The organism is Lyngbya sp. CCY1209, from assembly GCF_035615495.1.
Classification (GTDB): Bacteria; Cyanobacteriota; Cyanobacteriia; order Cyanobacteriales; family Microcoleaceae; genus Limnospira.
Map to the genome: position 1 here is coordinate 1 of NZ_JAJENU010000274.1, position 22,879 is coordinate 22,879.

Consider the following 22,879-nt stretch of genomic DNA (forward strand, 5'->3'; position numbering starts at 1 on the left):
ATTTTTCAAGATTACCTGACATTTATTTAAATAATTAAACGATAATTGCAAAACCGATAAGCCAGACTTCCCAAAAAGCGACGGGACGGGAACCGCCGGCCATCCCCATTCGCATCCGAAAATAGAATTGGGCATTTCGGCGATTTCACCGGACAGATAATTTCTGTAAAACTTGCCACTTTTGGGGAATTCATAGTAGCGACAATTGGGGTGGGGAAAGAATTGAAAATCATCAATTATCAATGATCGATAGATTCCCGGTTTGCCGAGGCAATTCGTGTATAATCGGGGGCAAGATCGGAGGACGGGCGCGATCGCGAACTCCGGTTAGGGTTGGGCTATGATGGTGGAAAAATGTGATATGACGTTCGAGATCGGTGGCGATCGCGTCCGGTCGTCTTCCGGCTCTAGCACCCATACCAATCACTCAGGATCTTTGACTCAAAATGACACAGACACAAGCAGATACGCCCCAAAACTTTCAGGCTTCCACTTCCAACGATGTCATTATCGCCCAAGACGTTCACAAATGGTATGGCAACAACTTCCACGTTCTCCGGGGAGTGAGCCTAACCGTGAAACGGGGGGAAGTGGTGGTGATCATGGGGCCGAGCGGCTCCGGCAAATCGACCTTCATCCGCACTTTTAACGCTTTAGAGGAATTCCAGCAAGGCAGCATCGTCATCGACGGGATCAGCCTCTCCCACGACCTCAAAAATATCGAAGAAATTCGTCGCGAAGTGGGGATGGTGTTCCAGCAGTTCAACCTATTTCCCCACCTGACCATCCTCCAAAATGTTACCCTGGCGCCGATTTGGGTGCGGCGGTGGCCGAAGGCGAAAGCCGAAGAAGTGGCGATGCAACTGCTGGAGCGGGTGGGAATTCTCGAACAGGCGAAGAAATTTCCCGGTCAACTTTCTGGGGGTCAACAGCAGCGGGTGGCGATCGCCCGGGCGTTGGCGATGCAACCGAAAATCATGCTATTCGACGAGCCGACATCCGCCCTCGACCCGGAAATGGTGCGGGAGGTCCTCGACGTGATGCGGACTTTGGCGGGGGAGGGGATGACGATGGTTTGTGTCACCCACGAGGTCGGATTTGCCCGGGAAGTGGCCGATCGCGTCGTTTTGATGGCCGATGGTCTTTTGGTGGAAGAAGCCACCCCGGAGGCGTTTTTCACCAATCCCCAAGAAGAGCGGACGCAGAAATTTTTATCGCAAATTTTGTAATCAAAAGGAACGAGAAATGGGAACAATTATTAATGATCAATTATTAATTGTTAATTATTAATTGTTTCCTACACCCTGCCCCCCAATTCATCCGCCACATTCCCCAACCGCCGGTTGATAGAGAGCGGATGCCAGAGCTGTTCGAGGCGGTGTGCGGGGAGGGTCAGGTAGAGGATATCGCCGGGACTGAGAAGGAAATTGAGCAGTTCCCAACTGTGGATGGTCTGGCGGTCTGTTTCGATGTAGAGGGGGACGAAATCGACGCTTTTGGCGACATCCTGCACCCGCTGTCCGCAGAAGGGGTGGTTGGCGGTGATCAGCGTGGCGAGGGCAACCCAGAGACTATCGGCGGTGATGCCGTTGCCCAAAATGCGGCCCCCGATCGCCGCGGCGGCGAAGGCGGGGGCGGCGATTTCGGTGGGGCTGAGTACGGTTTCAAAATCGAACACCTGCTGCACCATCAACCCGAAATGGGGGTCTTGGTTGCGGACGACCATCCGCAGGCGGGGTGCGATCGCCCTGGCGCTGAGGGCGATTTCCAAATTGGCGGTGTCGTCGCTGGTGACAGCCAGGAGGGCGTCGGCCTGTCTGATGTTGGCATTTTCCAGGGTAGAGGCGAGGCAGGCGTCCCCCTCCAAAACGGGAATTTTGAGCGATCGCGCCGTACTCAAAAACCGGTTGTTGGGATCGCGGTCGATCGCCACCACCTCGTAGCCGCTGGCCTGGAGTCGTTCGGCGATTTGGATGCCGACCCCCCCCAACCCGCAGATGATGTAGTGGTTGCCCTGGGGGACGCGGGTAGCGTTGAGATATTCCGTCAGCCGGGTTCCGAGGACGAAATCGTTGAGGAGGGCGTAGCAGATGCCGATCACCCCCGCGCCGACGAGCATCATCACGGCGGTGAAGATTTTGATGCTCTCGGGGGCGTTTTCCGCCACCTTTTCGTTGCCCCCCGCCCCGGTGATCATGCCCACGGAAAAATAGAGGGAATCGACAAAAGAATTATTCAAATTGATGCTGACGTAGGTGACGGTCGCCAGCAGGATAGTGAGTAACAAAACCAGGGCGATCAGCACCGCCTTTTTGCCGTGTTGCCGAAACTTTTTCAGGCTGTGAATAAATTTCACCCAGCGCTGGTAGAGGGTGATCCGCTTGGTGCGGATGCTGGGTTTGGTGGCGATAATCAAGCGATCGCCCACCTCCAGACGCCGTCCGTCGATGACGGCGGAAACCAGATCGACATCGCTGGCGGTGGGGAGATAGTAAATTAACATCCGGTTGCGGTCAGACCACAGGTCGTGGAGACTTTTGCCCAGCCAGGGGTGCTGGGGGTCGATCAATTCTTCGTGGATAGGCCAGGTTTGCTCGAACAGTTGCACCTGCCCGATCGCCCGGTTTCCCAGGGCCGCGAACGTGAACACCGGGGCGGCGAGGGCGGAGACGCTCATGGAGGAGTGGGCGGGCAAAATGCGATCGAGACTCTCCCCCAGGTTGGTGTTGAAAAGGCGGTTGATGATGCGGATGTCGGGGTTGAGGATGCGGGCCTGCATCAAGATCGCCAAATTGGTGGCGTCGTCGTTCCCCGCCAGGACCAGGGTGTGGGCATTTTGAATGCCGGCGGCCAGCAGGGTGGAGGCGGCGCGGAAACTTCCCACCACCACGTCCGATCCCTCCCCCTTGACGGGCTGTTCGCTGACCCCCACCACGATCGCCCCCTGCTGTCTGAGGAGGCGAAAAATTTTGTAGCCCGTGCGACCCAAATTGCAAACAATAATTCGAGGTTTCATGGTCGGGAAATTTTAGATGCCCTCCGGGGGTTCAGACTGATCGCTTGGCGTTCAACCCGATATTATGACTCAAACTCTCAATTCCGACTGTATCCCACATAGCAATTTTCCGACCCGACCGGCAGAACTCGAATCGGGGGCCGGGAAGAATTGGCAATTCTCAATCATTCATTTGCGTTCCCCGCCCGGGCGAGAAACGCGATCGCGCCGGGGAGTCCGGATCTATCCCCGGGAATGCGATCGCCCCTCCGGTGTAAAATAATAGCAGCTTCCATCCCGACATCCGCCAAGAAAGTCCTGCACCTCCGTTCAAAATTAATGCCGGGATGGTTGATAACACCTCCATTGTCGCCCGCCGCTTCCTCGGCTGGCGTGCCGGAGAGATCTCCCCCGGATGAGATCCATTCAAATAACAATTGCCCCCGATTCTTCAATTCGATCCTATGTCTGAAAACAATAAATATACTTTGGTGACGCGCAGCGATTTTGACGGACTCGTTTGTGCCGTTTTGTTGAAAGAACTCGACCTGATCGACAAAATTCAATTCGTCCATCCTAAAGATATGCAGGACGGCAAAATCCAACTCGACGATCGCCACATCACCACCAACCTCCCCTACGTCGAAGGCGTCCACCTGGCTTTCGACCACCACCTCAGCGAGACGGTGCGGAATCGAGAAATCAAGCCCAATCACATCATCGACCCGGACGCCCCATCGGCGGCGCGGGTGGTGTACAATTACTATGGCGGGGCGGAAAGGTTCCCGAACATTTCCCAAGAAATGTTGGCGGCGGTGGACAAGGCGGACTCCGCCCAATTCAGCCGGGACGAGATTTTGAACCCCGAAGGCTGGGTGCTGCTGAGTTTCCTGATGGATGCCCGCACGGGGTTGGGAAGGTTCAAAAATTTCCGGATTTCCAACTATCAGTTGATGATGGAGTTGATCGACTACTGCAAAAATCACTCCATCGACGAAATTTTGAGCATCAAAGATGTCAAAGAACGGCGGGATTTCTACTTCGACTCCGCCGATCAATTTAAAGAACAACTCGATCGCTGCATCACCATCCACGACCATCTCATCGTCGTCGATCTCAGAAACGAAGAGACCATCTACCCCGGCAACCGGTTCATGATTTACGCCCTGCACCCCGACTGCGACATTTCCATGCACGTCCTGTGGGGGTTGAAGCAACAAAATACCGTCTTCGCCGTGGGCAAATCCATCCTCAACAGGACTTCGGACGTCAACATCGGCAATCTGATGCTCGAATATGGGGGCGGGGGACACGCCAACGCCGGGACCTGTCAGGTCGAAACCGATCGCGCCGAGGAAGTCAAGCGAGAATTGATCGGGAAGCTGACGGCTTGAGGGGGGTCGTCGAAGCGGACAATTTCAACCTTACGATAGAGGCGATCGCCGGGACTCCGAAAAAACCGATCCCGGCGATCGCCTTTTTTGAATCGCCAGCCGAATCAGACCTAGTTATTTTACGGATAAAAATACAGAATTGCAACCCCAACGCGGTTCTTTATCAGATCTTTACAATCGAGCTTTTCCAGTTTTACATTTTCGCAAGGCGGAATTTAAAGGCCACCGGATTTTTATCATATCTTTACACTGAGCCAACGGAACTTTTACACACAGATCTTGTTTTTTCGGGTGCCGATCTGCCAAAGTAATGGAAAGGTTTGATCGGGGTTCAGTGCATCGGAAGAGGTGCCTCTGGCGACCTCAAAGCGACTGCCTACCGTCTGTCCGGGCGATCGCCACCCGACCCTGCCCCCCCTCGCTGTAGAACCGTAAAACTACGGAGAACTACAGATTTTTCCAGGGGATCGAGATCTTTGTTTAGCATTCGGAACTTGTCATGACCTCCAACTCGCGTCCGCCCATTTATTCCTCACCTTCGAGACCGTCCGGAACGACAGCCCGTCGGACTCCCAAACCGGAACAGCCCTCAGAACTCGGACAATTTGAACTGTGGTACCAGCCCGCCTACCGAGTCGCCACCTCCGAAGTGCTGCACAACGAAGTCCTGCTGCGGTGGCGGGACGGCCAGGGCAAACTGTTCGAGCCGCGAGAATTCATGCCCGTCCTCGCCGAGATGGGACTGCTCTCCCAAGTGGACCGGTACGTGATCGGGCAGGCGATCGACCGACTCGTCGAGAATCGAAAAATTCACCTGTCCGTCAACCTCTCGAAATTCGCCCTCCGAGACATCGCCCTGACCGACGACTTGCGCGCCTGGCTGATCGAGGGCGAAATCGACCCCCAACGCCTCAGCTTTGAACTCAACGAAATCACCATCGCCCAAAACTTCTCCCCGGCCCTGGACTTCATCAAACGAGTCACCGGCATCGGGTGTTTGGTGACGATCGACAACTTCAACAACCTCGCCCTCACCCTTTCCCAGTGCAAGCAACTGCCCATTGATCGCGTCAAACTCGACAATAAATTTATCCAGCGCATCAAAGCCGACCCAGAAAATCCCGCCATCCTCAAGCGCCTGCGGGAAATCGGCTACATCCTCGGCCCGGTTACGGCCAAATACATCGCCGACGAACAGACCCTGGAAATCGTCCAAAAAATCGATTTGGACGCCATCCAGGGGAACTTCCTGCACCTGCCGGACGCCGAGCCGAACCTGACCCCCCGCATCGTCCGGGAAGAAATCGAAGACAGCCCGATCGCCGGCGGGCCAGAAATCCTCCCCTCCCCGATCGCGATCGCCAGCCTTTCCGTCTCTTCCGAGGAAGAAAGTCCCACTTCCGAACTCGCCGTCCCCGCCGCCGACGCCTCCCAAATCGTCCCAGCCCGGCCCGAGTCCGGCGAAATCACCCGAACGGACACCGAACCCGCCCAGAATGCGATCGCCCCCACCCAAACCCAGGGCGGAAACCTCCAGAAACACGTTTTAAGCGAACGGAAACCCAGCACCGTCAACCGCGTCCTCGTCGGGACGGCCCTGGTGGGCTTGGGAATCACCACCGTCGGCATCGGGATCACCTCCATCTGGCACCGGATGTCCCATATGGTGGTGGAACACGGCGTCGTCAACGGCCGCCTCGTCCGGCTGCGGGCGCCGATTTCCGGCAACGTCGAGGAATTTTACGCCCGCCCCGGCGCCCGGGTCCAGCCCGACCAGATCCTAGCCCGCATCCAGCACATCCCCGACGAGGAGAACTTCTATCCCGAAACCGTCGCCCAAACCGTCCTGCCGACGCAGCCCGGAGCGCCCCAGTTGGAATACCCCGAATTTGACCTCCCCCCCGACTTCGACCGCGACTATCAAAAACTGCAGCGGGACGCCGACGAAGCCGAACAGGAAATCGTCCGGCGCCGGGGACAGCTCGAAGCCAAAACCCAACAACTCCGGGCCGCCCAAACCGCCCAAACCGCCCTGCAAAATCGCCTGCAAGAGATCCGCGGCCAGCACGACCGCATCCAGGTGGTGGAAGTTGACGTCCGCGGCGCCGAAATTGCCCAACGTCAGGCGGCATTGGATCGGGCCGTCGCCGAAGCGGAACTGGCCCGCGGCGAATACGACCGCTTCCAAGGCCTGATGGCCGAGGGGGCCATCTCCCGGCAGCGGGTGGACCAGTTGAAAGCCAACTGGGAAACCGCCCAAATCAAAGTGCGGGAAATGGAGCAGAGCCTGCGGGCCGCCCAAATCGCCCACACCGCCGCCCAAAACGGCGTCGGGACCAACAAAGAATACTCCCACACCCTCGCCCGGGAAATGAGCCAACTCGAGCAGCAAATCGCCCAGCAGTCCGGGGAAATCGCCCGCCTGCAGAGCGAAGTGAACGCCGCCCGACAGGAACTCGCCCTCGCCGAAACCCTCCGCGACCGTCGCCTGACTCAAGTCCGGGCCGAAGGGGCGAAAGTGCGGCAACTCCGCGAGCAGTACGCCGCCGTCCGACAGCAGCAGGAGCAAGTCCGCCGGCAGCAGCAGGAGCAGCAACAGCAGCAACTCCAGCAGCAACAGCAGCAACTCCAGCAGCAACAGCAATACCAGAACGCCAGCCTGCAGCGGGCTTTGACTCCGGTGGAGATGGAACTCAAGGCGCCCTTCGCCAGCGTGGTCTACAAAACCGAGCGGGAAAAAGGCGAAATCGTCAACAAGTCGGAAGCCGTCCTCAGCCTCCTCGACTGCAACGAGCTGTGGGTGGAAGCGGTGATGCGGGCCGAAGACGCCAGCAACTTGGATTTGGAAAAACCCGTCCACGTCCGACTCGGCGATCGCGATCGCATTTTCAAAGGCGAAATTGACCTGATTCAGCCCATCAGCACCATCAGCGAAGCCGAAGTGGGAGGGGTCGGACTCGAGAAACAGGGGCGGCGGATGCAGGTGCAGGCCCTCTCCCCCACCATCCCCGAAACGTTGATGCGGGAACCCCTCCTGAAGCGAGTCACCGTCCGCATCCCCCCCTCCCCCGACGGCGTCGAAGCCCAAAAACTCTGCGGACTCGGACAGGTCGCCCGCCTCAGCTTCGGCAAATCCGACGCCCCCGACCTCACCGCCTGGAAATCCCGGTTTGCGGGGATGTACGGCTGGATTCGCGATCGCGTCGTCGGCGCCCCCCAATCCGAATCGGAACTGGTTTCCCGCCCCCCCGAGAACCCGACTTCGGAAAATTAAGCCTTGCTCTCCCATCCCTTCAACTTCTCAAAATTAGCCCTCGACCTCCTATCCCTTAAACTTCTCAAAATTAGCTCTCGATATCCCATCCCTTAAACTTCTCAAAATTAGCTCTCGATATCCCATCCCTTAAACTTCTCAAAATTAGCCCTCGACCTCCTATCCCTTCAACTGATATCAAGTGTCGAAGTTCAGAAATCGTTGGGAAACATTCAAACGATTCTGGCGGACACGATCGCACCGAGCCACCCCGAAGAAAAACGAAATTTTATCGAACATTGTACCGACACTCACCCACTCGCCTCTGAATCATGACCCAATCTGCGACTCTCAATCAAAAACAGCCGGCCTACCCGGCCAGCCAACAGCCCGGCTGGATCGGAATGGTGATCATTTCCGCCTGCGGTTTCCTCGGACTGCTTTTACTCAGCGATCCCCTCAAATTGACCACCGTCGGCCTGTCCGGCGTGGTGGGCATGGGGGCGGTGGGACTCTGGCGCTGGTCCTGGTTCCTGGTTCAGGTACTCCGGTCTCGGTTCTTCATGCACGCCGTCTTCCCCCGCTGGCGGGAGAAGGCTGCGGCTATTCCGACCGAAGACCTGCCCCATATGTGCTTCATGGTCCCCACCTACAAGGAAAAACTCTGGATCACCGAGCGGGTGTTTCGCGCCATCGTCTACGAAGCCAGAAGCATCAATCAAAGAGTCACCGTTTTGGTCAACAGCAGCGGGCCGGAGGAAAATGCGGCGATCGTCGATGTCCTGAAATCCTACGATCCCGAACTGGAATACATCAACCTGATCCAGATGACCCAAAAGGACGGCAAGCGCAAGGCGATGGCCGACGGGCTGCGCCACCTGAGAACCCTGAATTTGCCCGAAGATACCATCGTCGCCCTGATGGACGGGGATACGGAACTCTGTCCGGGGACGCTGCTGGGATGCCTGCCCTTTTTCCGGATGTTTCCCAAAATCGGCGCCCTCACCACCGACGAAATGCCCATCGTCCACGGCTCCTACATTTTTTCCGAGTGGTTCCACCTGCGCTTTTCCCAGCGGCACTATCAGATGTGTTCCCTGTCGCTCTCCCGGAAAGTGCTGTGTCTGACGGGCCGGTTTTCCCTGTTTCGCTCCGAAGCCGCCTTTCACCCCGACTTTATCAGCCGTCTGGAAAGTGACTCCCTCGACGATTGGCTGTGGGGGCGCTTCAAGTTCCTGTCCGGGGACGACAAGAGCACCTGGTATTTCCTGTTGGAGAACCGCTACGAAATGATTTACATCCCGGACGTGATCGTGAACTCCCTCGAAACCCACTCCGGTTCGGTGACGAACCGAGCCTACAACAACATGAGGCGCTGGTTCGGCAATATGCTCCGCAGCAGCGGGCGGGCGATCGGTCTGGGTCCGAAGGTGGTGGGATGGTTCCCCTGGTGGTGTCTCCTCGACCAGCGGATCAGTATGTGGACCTCTCTCATCACCCCCGGCCTGCTCCTGATCGCGTTATTGTGGGGCAAATTCGTGCTCGCCGGGATGATTTTGTGCTGGGTTTGTTTCAGCCGCCCCCTGATGCTGATTATCATCTTCATCGGCCGCCCCTCCCACCTGAAACCGATCCACTTTCCGGTCTTGGTGGCGACCCAGTGGAGTTCGTCCGTCATCAAGGTTTGGAACCAGATGAACATGGCCAAACAGAGTTGGAACAACCGCGGCACCCAGAGCATCAAGGCCGAATCCAAAGGGTTCATGGCTTGGGTGCAACTGATGGTTTCCCGGTTTTTGCTGGTGTCCCAGGGGTTGGCATTCTTTATCGCCCTTCTGTGGTGGTGGATGGGAATTCTCACCCCCGTCCAGGATATCAAGAGCGTGATGGCAAATTATCAGAATGCCGGGCCCGAAATTGCCGTGGAAGTGGTGGAGGCGATCGCCCACGATATCAGGCCCAACGATCGCCAAGATGATTCCCGCGCCCTGCAAGCCCTTATTGACGGTCTCCCCGGCGATCGCCCCATTGAAATCGAACTCCCCATCGGCGAATTGGATTTATTTGAACCGGTGAAAATCGGACGCTCCGACATCGAAATTCGCGGCGAGGGAGCGGAGCGGACGATCCTGCAAGCCCACTTTGAAACCGCCCCGTCCGAAGCCATGCTGGTGGTGCACTCCCCCGCCGAATCCCTCCGCAACGTCCGACTGCGGGGATTCACAATCCGCAGCCATTCCCCATCCCAATTCAACGGCATCCTTTTCTCCGACGTCCGGGATGTCGCCGTCAAGGAGGTCGATTTGGTCGGGGAAGGATATCCGGCGGTGGGCGATCGCACCGAAAATGTCAACCTGGAATACGTCACCGTCCGCGGCGTCGTCACCCCCCTGTTCGACCTACAAAACACCGCCCAAAATATTTCGGCGCATCCCAATTAAAGCCGTTTAAAAATTGCACCGAGTCCGGGAAATGGTCGGCCGACCATTTCCCGGTTTTTTTTGCGATCGCGTCGGAGGGGGAATTCAAATCGATCGACGTCCGAACCGCCCTGGCCGATGCATAATTTTTTCCGGTCGCCCCTAGGGATCTTTGAAGTCCTCGTCCGTCGGGGGACGCGGCCGCAGTTTTCGCCGGCAGAAAGAACCGATGCGATCGCCGGGGATTGATAGCGACCGCCGAGATGGTCGGGACATTCCCAAATCCCCAAATCTCCTCATAACGCCCGGTCGATCCTTGCTGAAAGCAGCCAACCCGATCGCGAATAGTTATAGAATGGCGAGTCTCGGACGGCGGTGAAAATGGTGCCGTCCCACCCCAGTCAACCGTTGGAGAAGCCGGCGATCGCATCGACTTGAATTGAAAAAAAAATCGGCCGGCGCCAGCAATTTTGGACTCGAAGGACCGACCGCCACGAAACGAACTCAAAAAGGAAGACATCATGGCAGAATTCAGAGGCACCGATTTTAACGACCAACTGCGACTGGGAACCTTGCCCCTCTCCGGGCTGCTGCCGCTGTTAATGACGAAAGACGGCGTCCCCATCCCCCCCATCGCCCTCACGGAAGCCGATCTGGAAGAAAATGACACGATTTTGGGATTCGGCGGCGCGGACCGCCTCGACGGGGGCCGCGGCAACGATCGCATCGCCGCCGGGGACGGCAACGATAACCCCGTGAACGGGGGAGACGGCAACGACACCCTCGAGGGAGGGGCCGGCGACGATCTCCTCAACGGCGACGCCGGCAACGACTCCCTCATCGGCGGGGCCGACAACGACAACCTCAACGGCCACAACGGGGACGACACCCTCGAGGGGGGACTCGGAAATAACATCATCGACGGCGGAGAAGGCGACGAAACCGGGGGAGATTACCTGTCCTATCAAAATGTCGGGCCGACATCCGGGGCCGGGAGCGTCACCGTGGATCTCGGCGCCGCGGTGGAGGGGTTGGTCAACCCCGGCCTGGGAACCGACGACGTCGTCGCCGGAACCGTCGAAAATGTCGTCGGCGCCCCCGGCCTGATCAACAACCTGACGGGGGACGGGGATGACAACATCCTCGTCGGGGGGGCGGCCAACGACGACATCTCCGGCGGCGGGGGCTCGGATACCCTGCGGGGCGGCAACGGCAGCGATTTCTACACCGTCGCCGTCGCCACAGGGGGGGGGACCCGCATCGAGGATACCGGCGGCAACAGCGACTTTCTCAACCTCGGCGGCGCCACCGTCCTCGCCCAAGGGCCGACGACGACGGGGATCGGCCTGGAACGGCGGGGGACCGATTTGGCGATCGATATCGACGCGAGCGGCGATATCGACCCGCAGCAGGATATCGTCATCGCCGATTTCTACGCCGACACTACCGGCGACGCCCCCGGAGTCGGCCTGATCGAGAACGTGGCGAACCTGACGGACGACGAAATTCTCGCCGCCGATATCCCCAATACCTTCAATCCACCCGGCAGTACCGTGATCTGGACGACCCCCGCGGCGGACCCCGCCGATCCCGGACCCGACGAGAGCCGGCAGACCGCCCCTTTCGGCGGCAATACCGCCTTCACCGATGACCGGGGGGTGGCGGCCTACGTCTTCACCAACAACGCCGACACGGGCGCCGAGGGCAATGTCCCCGGCACCGCCACCGCCCGCTACATCCAGGGGTTGAACGGCAACGACGTCATCACCGGGACGCCCGGGGCCGACAACATCAACGGCAACCGGGGCAACGACCGCATTGACGGCTCGGCGGGCGGCGACGGCGATCGCAGCCCCATCCTGGCGGGCAATGTCATCCGCACCGCCCTGCGGGGGGGGAAAGGCTCGGATACCATCGACGGCAATACCGGCGACGACCTGCTCAACGGCAACCTGGGCAACGATACGGCCATCGGCGGTCCGGGCGACGATATCGTCCGGGGGGGACAGGACGACGACGTTCTCATCGGCGGCCCGGGCGAAGATTACCTGATCGGCGACAAGGGTCGGGACCTGCTGATCGGCGGCTTCCAGGGTTCCCCCGACGGCCAGCGGGACATCTTCGTGCTGCCGGGAAGCGCGGCGGCGGCGGCGACGGCGGGAGAAGCCGACGTCATCGGTGACTTCGAGGACGGGGTGGATCAGATCATGCTCCCCGAGGGCGTCACCTTCGCCCAGTTGCAGATCGACCCCGTTCAACTTCAGGTGGACGGCGGCGCGGCGGTGACGTCCGCGGCGGTGCGGTTGAACGGGACTTACCTGGCGATCGCCTCCGGAGTCGCTCCGGCTTCCTTGCAGGCCGAGGATTTCGTAGCTTCCGACAATAATATCCTGCTGCTGGGATAGGGGGATTTTGAATTCCGAGCCGGATCGAGTTCAATTTCCATCTTTCGGTATTTTCAAGCGGCCGAGAGCGCCGTCTCTGGGCCCTTTTTTATGGCCACAGACAGATGACGACCGATGGCGCGATTTTCTACAGTAAAGCTGAACCCCGCGATCGCGCCCCCCTCCGACGAGGTAGCCCCTTCAAAATCGGGATCGGGGGAGTGCGCCCGAGGCGATCGCCATTTTCCGAACCGCAGGGTATCGCATCCCCATTCGTATCATGTCGCCGGACAACCGGAACCGGCAGGATTTGTGGCGCTCCGGAAAGCATAAAAAATATCGATTCAAGGAGGAATTCTCATGACTTTATCCAACAACGGCTCCAACCCCAAAAAGCGGATTGCCTGCCTGATTGAAAGTGGTTTTGAAGATTCGGAATATCAAGTCCCCTGCACCGCCTTGCAACAAGCCGGCGCCGAAGTTGTGAATATCGGCTCCCGCATGAACGACGAGTACAAGGGCAAGCGCGGCCAAGTCACCGTCACCCCCGACGGCACCGCCGCCGAAGTCCGCTCCGAAGATTTCGACGCCATCCTGATTCCCGGCGGCGGCGCGCCGGACAAAATCCGACGCAACCTCAACGCCGTCCGGTTGGTCATGGACGGCATGGCCCAGGGAAAACCGGTGGCGGCGGTGTGCCACGGACCCCAGGTCTTGATCGAGGCTGACGCCCTACGCGGCAAGCAGACGACCGGATTCAAAGCCATCCGCAAAGACATCCAAAATGCCGGCGCCACCTACATCGATGAGCCGGTGGTCATCGACGGCAACCTGATCGCCGCCAGACAGCCGGGGGACCTGCCCATGTTTGCGGCGACGCTCCTGAGTTTTCTGGGACTGTCCATCGAGGGCATGGACTGGCCGGAAGCGAGCGATCGCACCTTCGCCTGGTGGAAGTTGGGCGAAGCCTGGGGCGGTTCGAGCCGCCTGGATATCGTCAACGCCCTCAACACAGCCCTGGTGGGCGAACGCTACACCGTGGCGGCCTTTGAAGAGTACGAGCAGCGCCTTTGCGACCCCCAATTAGACCTGCTGTTGCGGGAAGTGATGACGACGAAGCGCCTGCACATCGACCTGCTGGAATCCCGCCTGGACGCCTTCGGCGAACAGGTGAGTTGGCAGGCTTTGGGCAGCGAAGCCTTCGCCACCCTGCAAAGTTGGCTGCAGTCCACCACCAGCGACGTGGAAATTCTGCGCCGCGCCCTGGGCGACTTGCAGACGGGCCTCTACGACGCCGGACATTTGGGCGTCAAACTCACCGACCCGGCCAGCGTGCAGATTTTGGAACAAGTCGAAGACAATCTGCGGAAACACGAACAACTCTTCGCCGAGTTGTATCGCGTTCGGTCGGGCGAAATGGTGTCCGCCCCGACGCCGACGACGATCGCGGCCACGGGCTAAAATCTGCCCCGGTTCTCGACCGGACCGCAAAGGTCGGGTGGGGGGAAGAATTGACAATTCATTCTGCTTTTCCCGATCGCGGATGTTTTCAAGTTGACGGGCGGGATTCGATGCCCCAAAAAATTTGGGGTGCGAATCCTTCGTGCCCCAATTTTCGGCACGACAGACCAGCAAGCGGGAGGAGCAATTGTCCATGAATTGGGAAGCAGTGCGGGAAGAATTGCGAAAACAATTGTTATCGGATATCGATCGCCGCATGGAAGAAATTCGCGCCGAAGTGATCGCGGAAGTTGACGCGAAAATCGATGCCAAAATGCGGGAAATTGAGGGGCGGTCGCCGACAGAAACGGAGCGCAAAGATCTGCAGGCGCTCATCGCCGCCCTCCTCAAAGAACACCCCCGGGGACTCTCGGCGGAAGCGATCGCCGCATCGCTGTCTTCGCCGTCGTCGGGCGGTTCCCCCGACCTCGAAGACATCCGTACCGCCCTCGAACGGGGATGTCACGAACACCGCGATCGCGGGGGCGAAATGAAAGGCACCTGGCTGACGTCCTACGAACAGGACGGAGAGACCATTTATCGACTTCTCGGGAGCGCGGCGGTTTCGTCTTGAGCGAATCTTTGTCGTTCTTCAAATTCTATCTTGGGGGGGATAAAAATATTGAAATTTCCTCCTAACCTGGAAAGCAATAGAAGTGGCTCGTCGGTTGGGCGTCGGATGTGGGTTTTGCTGTTGTGACACATCGTCGGATATCGAAGGAGAGCGATCGCCAGATGTCCGGACGGCGCGAATCCGCCGCTCGGTGGTGAGAAGTTTTTATCGCTTCCTTCTCTTGGCCGCGATCGAGGAGAGACTCAACTCTCTGACAGAACAGCCCGAGATGGCGGACACCGGGAGTCCCTTCTGATACTGTTAACAATTTGATGAGGATATTGAATTATGACTCTATCTGAATTAATTCCTTTAATGATGGGCGTATTTGCACTCGCATTCGCCACCCTGGCGATGACCCGACGCTCCCGTCTCTTTCGTTCCACGGTGATCATGCTGGGCGTGCTGCTGTTCACCTACACCGGCAGCATGGCGGCGTTGGCAAGTCCCTACATGGGGGCGATGGGAGCGTCCGGCCACCTGTCCGATTCCGTCGGCAATCAATCGATCGATGAAGACCTCTCCATCACCGGCGATAAAAGCCAGTACAGCGGTTTGGAATATGCCAGCCCCACCCCCGGACATCCGCCCCTGAGCGACGGTGAAATTCGCGATGCCATCAAGTCGAAAATGAACGACGAATTGGTCGCAGATGTCGCCAGCGGTGCCGTGATCCTGTCGGGGACGGTCGAAAATAAACAGGAAGCCCGCGATCTGATCGAACAGATCAAAGACATCCCCGGCGTCCACGAAATTACCTACGAATTGGGGTTGATGGAGCGTCCCGCTTCCTAGAGAATTACAACAATTTTTAAGGTCAGAAACCCGGGTTGAAAAACCCGGGTTTCTGTTCGCGCAGGTATCGCGTGCGGGAGTCGGGAGTCGGGAGTCGGGAGTCGGGAAATCTAAAATTCTCTACACCCTACACCCCAAGCCATATATCAGATTTCGATATCGAGAACCCGCACCAAAAAGGCAAACTCGTCGGCAATTTCTTCGATTATTTTTGCCGTCGGTTTTCCCGCCCCGTGTCCCGCCTTCGTCTCGATGCGGATCAGCACCGGATTGTCCCCGACGTGGGCCGCTTGCAGGGCGGAAATGAACTTGAAACTGTGGGCCGGAACGACGCGATCGTCGTGGTCGGCGGTCGTCACCAGAGTCGAGGGATACACCGTCCCCGGTTCGAGGTTGTGCAGGGGAGAGTAGGCGTACAGGGCTTTGAACTCCTCTTTGTCCTCTGGGGAACCGTAATCCGAAGTCCAAGCCCAACCGATGGTAAACTTGGGGAACCGCAGCATATCCATCACCCCCACCGCCGGCAGCGCCGCCCCGAACAGATCCGGACGCTGAATCATGCAGGCGCCCACCAGCAACCCGCCGTTGCTTCCCCCCATAATCGCCAATTTGCCGGACGCGGTATATTTTTTGTCGATCAACCATTCCGCCGCCGCGATCAAGTCGTCGAACACGTTTTGCTTGTTCAGCTTCATCCCCGCCTGGTGCCATTCTTCGCCGTATTCGCCGCCCCCCCGCAGGTTGGCGACGGCGTACACGCCGCCCATCTCCAGCCACACCAGGCGGCTGACGGAAAAACTCGGCGTCAGGGAGACGCCGAACCCGCCGTAACCGTACAAAATGGTGGGATTATTCCCGTCGAATTCGATCCCCCGTTTGTGGGTGACAAACATGGGAACGGTCGTCCCGTCGGCGCTGTTGTAAAAAACCTGATGGGTTTCGTAATCTTCCGGGTCGAAATCCACCGTCGGCCGTCGGTAAAGGGTGGTTTCTCCCGTCACCATATTGTAGCGGTAAATGGTCGAAGGGGTGGTGAAACTGGTAAAAGAATAGAAGGTTTCGGTGTCAGAACGCTTGCCGCCGAATCCCCCCGCCGATCCGATTTCGGGCAATTCCACCTCGCGGACAAACGACCCGTCCAGGTTGAAAATTTTGATTTGGGAGCGGGCATCTTTGAGGTAATCCGTGACAAACTGATTGTTTAACGTCCCCACCCCTTCCAGGGTTTCGTTGACTTCCGGGATGATTTCGGTGCGGGTTTCGGCGTCGATGTCGATCGCGATCACCCGGCCCCGGGGCGCGTCCAAATCGGTTTTGAACCAAAACAAACTGCCCTCGTTGTCGATGAAGCTGTACTCCGCCTCGAAGTCCGAGATCAGTTCCACCACCGGACTCTCCCACCGCGTCAGATCTTTGTAGAAAATCAGGTTTTTGGGGTCAGTCCCCCGCCAGACGGAAATAATTAAATATCGGCCGTCTTCGGTGACGCCGCCGCTGAACCCCCACTCTTTTCGATCCGGGCGATCGTAAATTAAAATATCTTCGGATTGGGGCGTTCCCAGGCGGTGGTAAAAGAGTTTTTGGTAATAGTTGATATCCTCAAATTGGGTGTCTTCGTTGGGTTCGTCGTAGCGGCTGTAAAAGAAACCTTGGTTGTCGTGGGTCCAGGAGGCGCCGGAGAACTTGACCCACTGGATGCGATCGCCCAAATTCTCCCCGGTGTCGATATCCAAAACCTGCCATTCTTGCCAGTCGGAACCGGAGGTCGAAAGTCCGTAGGCCATCAATTTTCCGTCTTTACTGATGGCCATTCCAGACAGGGCCACCGTGCCGTCTTCGGAGAGGGTATTGGGGTCGAATAACATCCTCGGTTCCCCGTCGAGATCGTCGAGGACGTAGAGGACGCTCTGGTTTTGCAGGCCGTCGTTTTTGAAATAGAAATAGCGATCGCCCTCTTTGAACGGAATGCCATATTTTTCGTAATTCCACAATTTCGTCAGGCGATCGCGCAGCGGTCCGCGGGCCGGAATGGTTTCCAGGTAGCCGAACGTGACCCGATTTTGGGCCTCCACCCAGGCCCGAGTTTCGTCGGAGTCCGGATCTTCAAGCCAGCGGTAGGGATCGGCAACTTTGATGCCGTGGTACTCGTCCACTTGGTCGCTTTTGCGAGTGTTCGGATAGGTGAGGGGTTCTTTGAAATCGGACATAATTGAAGATGGTGAAACGATAATTTAGTTTAACCCGTCGGCCGTCAGTTTTCAGCCGAATTGAGCGATATAGAGGGTGCCAGCCAGGGGCCCCTACGGTTTTCGGAGATTGTGAATTATTTTTAATGGCGAATGACGAAGGTTTTTGAAAGGGAAGATCTGGCCGGACATCGGATTTTTTTCGAGTCCGGTTCGGGGGGGGCGATCGCATCCGGTTGGGGATAAAAATTCCTCCGCTCGGGGTTGTGATAGACGATACAGACGCCGCCGACTTTTTGGGTCGTCTCTCCGTCTTCAACTGCAAATACGGCCCCCGCAAAGGCGGCGATCGAAACGGTGTCCGGAGGACATTGAATCCTGCGGGATGGGGAGAGTTGGACGGGTTCTACAATTTTGTCCGGGCCGCGACAAATTCCCCCCACCGTTCGGGTGGCACTCTCGGGAGAAACGACGAATATTGCCCCCGAAAAATGACTCGGACGCCAACGCCGCGCGACGGCATTGATGAGGGCGCGATTTTCATCCACATTCATCTCGAACCGATAACCGGGTTTTCCCTCGCTCGTCCCCTTGTAAAGGGCTTCTAAATTGGGGGTAAATCGGCCGTAACTGAACAGATGTCGATGTTGATTTTCCAGGGATGCCGTCAACACTTCCCGGGCGACTGTTTGATCCCGGACATCGAGGCGCTTGAGGAAGGAATTGAACAACATTAAACCCAATCCCAAGCAGGTGATGCCGAAAATCATTGCGAAGAATAAAAAATAGGTGCGATCGGGATGACGCTCGATCCAACTTTTCATGGCTTTAAAGCGTGTAAAACGCGATAAAATAACAATCGGAGTTGAGGTTTGATGTCGCGATCGCCCGCAAAAAAATGTCCGAATTCTCGGCGAGTAGATGTATCCCGACTGACCAATCCAACGACGCATCGGCCCCCAAATTTCCATTGAGGCGACCGCCCGATATTGTAAACTTTCTCAAACTTTTTCAACGTTTTATTAAGGCGATCGTGAGTTCCAAAACCCCCGCGATCGCATCATATCAGATCCGGCGCGGGGACACTCACGCATTCAAAAATTCCCGATTCCCGACTCCCTCCTTTGCCATCAAAAAAACCGGGCTAAAATAGCCCGGAATTGATAAAATTTTGGAAAATATTGCAGTTGAATGCAGTCTTTTAGGATGCCGCCGCCGTCGCCGCGGGTTCCGCCACGGGATAAACGCTGACTTTCTTGCCGCTTTTGCCCCGGCGTTCAAACTGCACGACCCCATCCACCTTGGCGAACAAAGTATCGTCCCTGCCGATACCCACGTTGTTGCCGGGGTGGAACTTGCAGCCGCGCTGACGCACCAGGATGTTGCCGGCGCGAACTTCCTGTCCGCCGTAGCGCTTGACTCCCAACCGCTGGGCATTTGAGTCGCGGCCGTTGCGAGTGCTTCCCGTTCCTTTCTTGTGAGCCATGATTCCTCCAAACTAACCCGATGGTTTGATATTTTACTCTCTTCCGCTCCGGGATGACTCCGAAGCCTTTATTCTTCTTCGGATGCAGTGGCTGCCGCAGCTTCCGGAGCCGCCGTTTCCGCAGAGTCCCGGCCGGCCAAGACGGAGCCGTTGAGATTGATCGAATCGATCATCAACCGGGTCAATTCCTGCCGGTGGCCGCGCTTTTTGCGGGTTTTCTTCTTCGGGCGCATTTTGTAGACGATCACTTTGCGATCGCGGAAGTGCCGGACTACCGTGCCTTCCACCGTCGCCCCCTCAACCAGGGGTTGCCCGATGTGGGCCTCGCCGTCATGTTGGACGAGGAGCACCTTCTCGATGGTCACTTGTTCGTCTTCGTCCACGGGGAGTGATTCGATGTCGTAGAACCGGCCCGGTTCCACGCGCAGTTGCTTCCCACCCGTTTCAATAATTGCGTAAGTCATGAAAGTTTCGGTAAAGTTGCCGTACAGGTAGCCGAGGACGGGCGATGGCCCGCGATCGGCATTTACAAACTTGTCAACCTGATCCGAGCCAGATTTAGACAGACAATCTACTATTATTTCAAATCAAAATAATTTTGTCAATGTGAATTTCGGAAACCGGGTTTGTCAGCCCAGTTCCCGACTCCCTAATACCGACTCCCTAATACCGCTCACAACCGCACCCGCACCGGTGTCCGATTTTCCCGCACGTCCAACTCGGACTTTTCGATCATGGATTTTCCGGTCATTTCCGGGGGCTGGGGCAGTTGCAGAATTTCCAAAATCGTCGGCGCCACGTCGGCCAGACAGCCGTCCGTCCTCAGCGGCACGTCGGTGCCGTGGCCGGGAATTTTCCGCTTTTCCCCCTCCACCAGGATGAACGGCACCGGGTTGGTGGTGTGAGCCGTCCAGGGGTTGCCCTGTTCGTCGCACATATATTCCGCGTTGCCGTGGTCCGCGATGATGATCGCGGTTCCCCCCGCCTTGGAGATCCCCTCCAAGAGCTCTCCCAGACAGCGATCGACCGTTTCGATCGCCCGCACCGCCGCATCCATCATCCCCGTGTGGCCCACCATGTCCGGGTTGGCGTAGTTGAGTACCATCAGGGAGTAAATCCCCTTTTCGATCGCCTCGAGGGCCACATCCGTCACCTCCTCCGCCGACATAGGCGGCTGCTGGTCGTAGGTCGCCACGGCCGGACTCGGGATCAACTCCCGATCTTCCCCCTCGAAGGGCTGCTCCAAACCGCCGTTGAAAAAATAAGTAACGTGGGCGTACTTTTCCGTTTCGGCGGTGCGGAACTGTTTCAAACCGTGGTCGGCGATCACCTGTCCCAAAATATTGTCGAGGCTCTGGGGTTTGAAAGCCACCCGCACCGGATATTTGGCATCGTACTGCGTGAACGTGGCGAAACTCAAAGGTCGAATCTGTTCCCGTTCAAACCCTTGGAAATCCGACATCACGAAGGCCTGGGTGAGCTGTCGGGCGCGATCGGGCCGAAAATTGAAGAAAATCACCCCATCTCCCGCCTCCACCGCCCCCGGCTCCATCCGAATCGGCCGGATGAACTCGTCCGTCACCCCTCCGGCGTAAGACTCCTCCACCATCTGGGCGACGGTGCGATCGTCTCCGGGACCATCGACGGTCATGACATCGTAAGCCAACTTCGTCCGGTCCCAGCGGTTGTCGCGATCCATCGCATAGTAGCGGCCGCTGACGGTGGCGATCCGGCCGACTCCAATTTTTTCGGTATAATCCTGAATCTGTTTCAGAACGTTGATTCCGTCGGTGGGGTTCGTGTCGCGACCGTCGGTAATCGCGTGAATGCAAACCTCAGAAATTCCCTTCGCCTTGGCGACATCGAGCAGTCCCAGTAGGTGATCCACATGAGAATGCACCCCGCCATCGGAACACAACCCCATCAGGTGTAGCTTCCCACCGCTCTGGCGAACTTCTTCGCACACTTCGATCACAGCGGGGTTGTCGTGAATGGTGCCATCTTCCACCGCATCGGAAATCCGAACGAGTTCCTGGGGGACGATGCGTCCGGCCCCCAAATTCAAGTGACCCACTTCGGAGTTTCCCATTTGACCTTCCGGCAGGCCGACCGCTTTCCCCGACGCCCGGATCAGCGTCCGGGGATAGGCCGTCCACAGGCTATCCATCACAGGGGTATTGCCAACGGCAATGGCATTTCCGTCCGTTTGTTCACGATAGCCCCAACCGTCTAATATGATGAGCACAACGGGAGATACAGACACTGATGCCATGCCAAGTTACCTTTTCGCGCTTGTGAATTCCACCGACATGATACCATCCCGGCACTTCATAACAAGGGTGTCGGGTGGGGGGGGTGGGGTGGGCCTCAATCAATTTTAGATTTCAGACGCCCGATTCGCCCGCACCCCGAAATTCCCACGGACCCGGCATTTTCACCCGACTGCCGGGTCCGTGGGGGGGAAACTGCAAAGATTATTGCGAGCGTGGATGAATCAGATATACTTTGGCTATCTTAGATAGAGAGCATTTGGGACGGGCGATGCGTAAAGTTCTGTTTGTCATTGTTGTCGGGGCATTGTCACTGTGGCTGGGAGGATGCGGATCTGAACCGGACGAACAAGAAGTGACATCCACTCCCGCCGTCCAAGAAACCGCTCCGGCCGAACCCGAGGTGACAGGGGAACCCGGAGAAGAAGGGGAAACGGCCCCGGCCGAAACGGAAGCCCAAGAAGGAGAAGAAGGAGAAGAAGGAGAAGAAGGAGAAGAAGGAGAAACAGCAGAAGCGGACGGAGAAGAAGAGCCATTTGAGGAACCTCTGGTTTCCGAACAAACGGATACGGCGGCCGAAGCCGGTTTGATTCAGTCCACAAAAGCAGAGGAACGACTGTTACAGCTTCAAGGAAGCCGTCGGAATGGCGACAACGGCGTCGCGACCGCACCGGCCAACGTTCCCGATGCCGCCGTCGAAAGCCCCTTCGGGCCGCTTCCCCCCGAACTCGCACAACGGCCCCAAGATGAAGATGCCACCGCCGAGACGTTCGCCGAGACATTGACATTTGAAACCCGGCAGGTGCCGGACTTGCCCGATCTGCCCGGGTCGGCCGCGCCGCCCCAGTGGCGAGTGCCGGCTACCGTTGCCGCCAGACCGGCGGCGCCGGAAGCCAATCAAGTCCCCGACTTACCGCCAGTTCCCATCACCACGCGACCTCCCCAGTGGCAAAGCCCGGTCGCTGCCGCCGGTACAGCAGCCCCCGGAGCGCCGGGGGCACCGGGGGGGGCCGATCGACCCGGGGCACCGGCCCGACCCGGAGCGCCAGCCGAACCGACGGCACCGGCCCGACCCGGAGCGCCAGCCCGACCCGGAGCGCCGGCTGAACCGGCGGCACCGGCCGAACCCATTCCGACGGTTCCGGTCGTGGAAATCCCTGACCTGGCCGTGGCGGGAGTCCCTGATTTGCCGGCCCTTCCCATCACGGAGGCGCCGACGGCATGGGTCGATCCCAACGCCCCGCCGCCGGCCGCGCCCGCCCTCCCCCCGCCACCTCCCCCCACGGATTTGGCCCGGGGGATGGAAGTGACCGGGGTCGTCAAGACCGATACGGATACAAAAATCATCCTCAAAGCGCCCAACGAACCGACGAGCCGTTATGTGAGCGTCGGCCAGCGCGTCGCCAACGGCCAGGTGTTGGTGAAGCGGGTCAAGTTCAGTCCGGGGAGCGATCCGATCGTCATCTTCGAGCAGAACGGGGTCGAGATCGCTAAAATGGTGGGTGAAGTGCGATTCGTTCGGGAATGAAATAGGGCTGAAATGCCTGAAATAACCTCCCGGTAAGGCTTCCATCCCCTTGGAT

At 58.0% G+C, this 22,879-nt stretch carries 17 protein-coding genes; 9 read left to right on the top strand and 8 right to left on the bottom strand.

Annotation, left to right across the window (positions count from 1 at the left end; genetic code table 11):
• Positions 1 to 446: 446 nt before the first annotated feature.
• Positions 447 to 1,229, top strand: coding sequence for an amino acid ABC transporter ATP-binding protein (locus LKE08_RS07755; protein WP_324703641.1), 783 nt, complete (start codon positions 447 to 449; stop codon positions 1,227 to 1,229).
• Between the two features lie 68 nt (positions 1,230 to 1,297).
• Here the strand turns inward: LKE08_RS07755 and LKE08_RS07760 are convergent, their stop codons facing one another.
• Positions 1,298 to 3,016, bottom strand: coding sequence for an NAD-binding protein (locus tag LKE08_RS07760; protein ID WP_324703642.1), 1,719 nt, complete (start codon positions 3,014 to 3,016; stop codon positions 1,298 to 1,300).
• Positions 3,017 to 3,180: 164 nt separating this feature from the next.
• Entirely contained in the window at positions 3,181 to 3,432 is a 252-nt protein-coding gene (locus LKE08_RS07765; protein WP_324703643.1) for a hypothetical protein, read from the bottom strand.
• A 27-nt stretch (positions 3,433 to 3,459) separates the two neighbouring features.
• On the opposite strand from LKE08_RS07765, the gene LKE08_RS07770 reads away from it, so the two are divergent.
• From LKE08_RS07770 to LKE08_RS07795, 6 genes are all read left to right on the top strand, one after another.
• A complete protein-coding gene (locus LKE08_RS07770) occupies positions 3,460 to 4,389 on the top strand; it encodes an exopolyphosphatase (RefSeq protein ID WP_324703644.1) in 930 nt (309 codons plus the stop codon).
• Between the two features lie 499 nt (positions 4,390 to 4,888).
• Positions 4,889 to 7,663, top strand: coding sequence for an EAL domain-containing protein (locus tag LKE08_RS07775; RefSeq protein ID WP_324703645.1), 2,775 nt, complete (start codon positions 4,889 to 4,891; stop codon positions 7,661 to 7,663).
• 311 nt (positions 7,664 to 7,974) lie between these two features.
• The gene (locus LKE08_RS07780; protein ID WP_324703646.1) at positions 7,975 to 10,083 is read left to right on the top strand and encodes a glycosyltransferase; all 2,109 of its coding nucleotides are present in this window, start codon (positions 7,975 to 7,977) and stop codon (positions 10,081 to 10,083) included.
• A 500-nt stretch (positions 10,084 to 10,583) separates the two neighbouring features.
• Positions 10,584 to 12,467, top strand: a complete 1,884-nt coding sequence (locus LKE08_RS07785) for a calcium-binding protein (RefSeq protein WP_324703647.1) — start codon at positions 10,584 to 10,586, stop codon at positions 12,465 to 12,467.
• Between the two features lie 339 nt (positions 12,468 to 12,806).
• Positions 12,807 to 13,907 (top strand): type 1 glutamine amidotransferase domain-containing protein, encoded by a 1,101-nt coding sequence (locus LKE08_RS07790; RefSeq protein ID WP_324703648.1) that lies wholly within the window; start codon positions 12,807 to 12,809, stop codon positions 13,905 to 13,907.
• A 193-nt stretch (positions 13,908 to 14,100) separates the two neighbouring features.
• On the top strand, positions 14,101 to 14,520 hold the full coding sequence (locus LKE08_RS07795) for a hypothetical protein (RefSeq protein WP_324703649.1): 420 nt from the start codon (positions 14,101 to 14,103) through the stop codon (positions 14,518 to 14,520).
• Positions 14,521 to 14,581: 61 nt separating this feature from the next.
• Here LKE08_RS07795 and LKE08_RS07800 read toward each other — a convergent pair whose 3' ends face one another.
• Positions 14,582 to 14,827 carry a hypothetical protein gene (locus tag LKE08_RS07800; protein WP_324703650.1) on the bottom strand — a complete coding sequence of 82 codons (246 nt, stop codon included), beginning with the start codon at positions 14,825 to 14,827 and terminating at the stop codon, positions 14,582 to 14,584.
• 20 nt (positions 14,828 to 14,847) lie between these two features.
• On the opposite strand from LKE08_RS07800, the gene LKE08_RS07805 reads away from it, so the two are divergent.
• The gene (locus tag LKE08_RS07805; protein WP_324703651.1) at positions 14,848 to 15,354 is read left to right on the top strand and encodes a BON domain-containing protein; all 507 of its coding nucleotides are present in this window, start codon (positions 14,848 to 14,850) and stop codon (positions 15,352 to 15,354) included.
• 146 nt (positions 15,355 to 15,500) lie between these two features.
• Here LKE08_RS07805 and LKE08_RS07810 read toward each other — a convergent pair whose 3' ends face one another.
• From LKE08_RS07810 to gpmI, 5 genes are all read right to left on the bottom strand, one after another.
• The gene (locus LKE08_RS07810) at positions 15,501 to 17,561 is read right to left on the bottom strand and encodes a prolyl oligopeptidase family serine peptidase (RefSeq protein WP_324703652.1); all 2,061 of its coding nucleotides are present in this window, start codon (positions 17,559 to 17,561) and stop codon (positions 15,501 to 15,503) included.
• Positions 17,562 to 17,683: 122 nt separating this feature from the next.
• Positions 17,684 to 18,364 (bottom strand): type IV pilin-like G/H family protein, encoded by a 681-nt coding sequence (locus LKE08_RS07815; RefSeq protein WP_324703653.1) that lies wholly within the window; start codon positions 18,362 to 18,364, stop codon positions 17,684 to 17,686.
• A gap of 377 nt (positions 18,365 to 18,741) precedes the next feature.
• Positions 18,742 to 19,026 carry a 50S ribosomal protein L27 gene (gene rpmA / locus LKE08_RS07820; protein WP_324703654.1) on the bottom strand — a complete coding sequence of 95 codons (285 nt, stop codon included), beginning with the start codon at positions 19,024 to 19,026 and terminating at the stop codon, positions 18,742 to 18,744.
• 68 nt (positions 19,027 to 19,094) lie between these two features.
• On the bottom strand, positions 19,095 to 19,490 hold the full coding sequence (rplU, locus tag LKE08_RS07825) for a 50S ribosomal protein L21 (protein ID WP_324703655.1): 396 nt from the start codon (positions 19,488 to 19,490) through the stop codon (positions 19,095 to 19,097).
• A 209-nt stretch (positions 19,491 to 19,699) separates the two neighbouring features.
• Positions 19,700 to 21,298, bottom strand: coding sequence for a 2,3-bisphosphoglycerate-independent phosphoglycerate mutase (gene gpmI / locus LKE08_RS07830; RefSeq protein ID WP_324703656.1), 1,599 nt, complete (start codon positions 21,296 to 21,298; stop codon positions 19,700 to 19,702).
• Between the two features lie 269 nt (positions 21,299 to 21,567).
• On the opposite strand from gpmI, the gene LKE08_RS07835 reads away from it, so the two are divergent.
• Complete coding sequence (locus tag LKE08_RS07835; protein WP_324703657.1) at positions 21,568 to 22,824, top strand: hypothetical protein; 1,257 nt, start codon at positions 21,568 to 21,570, stop codon at positions 22,822 to 22,824.
• The last annotated feature ends 55 nt before the right edge of the window (positions 22,825 to 22,879 follow it).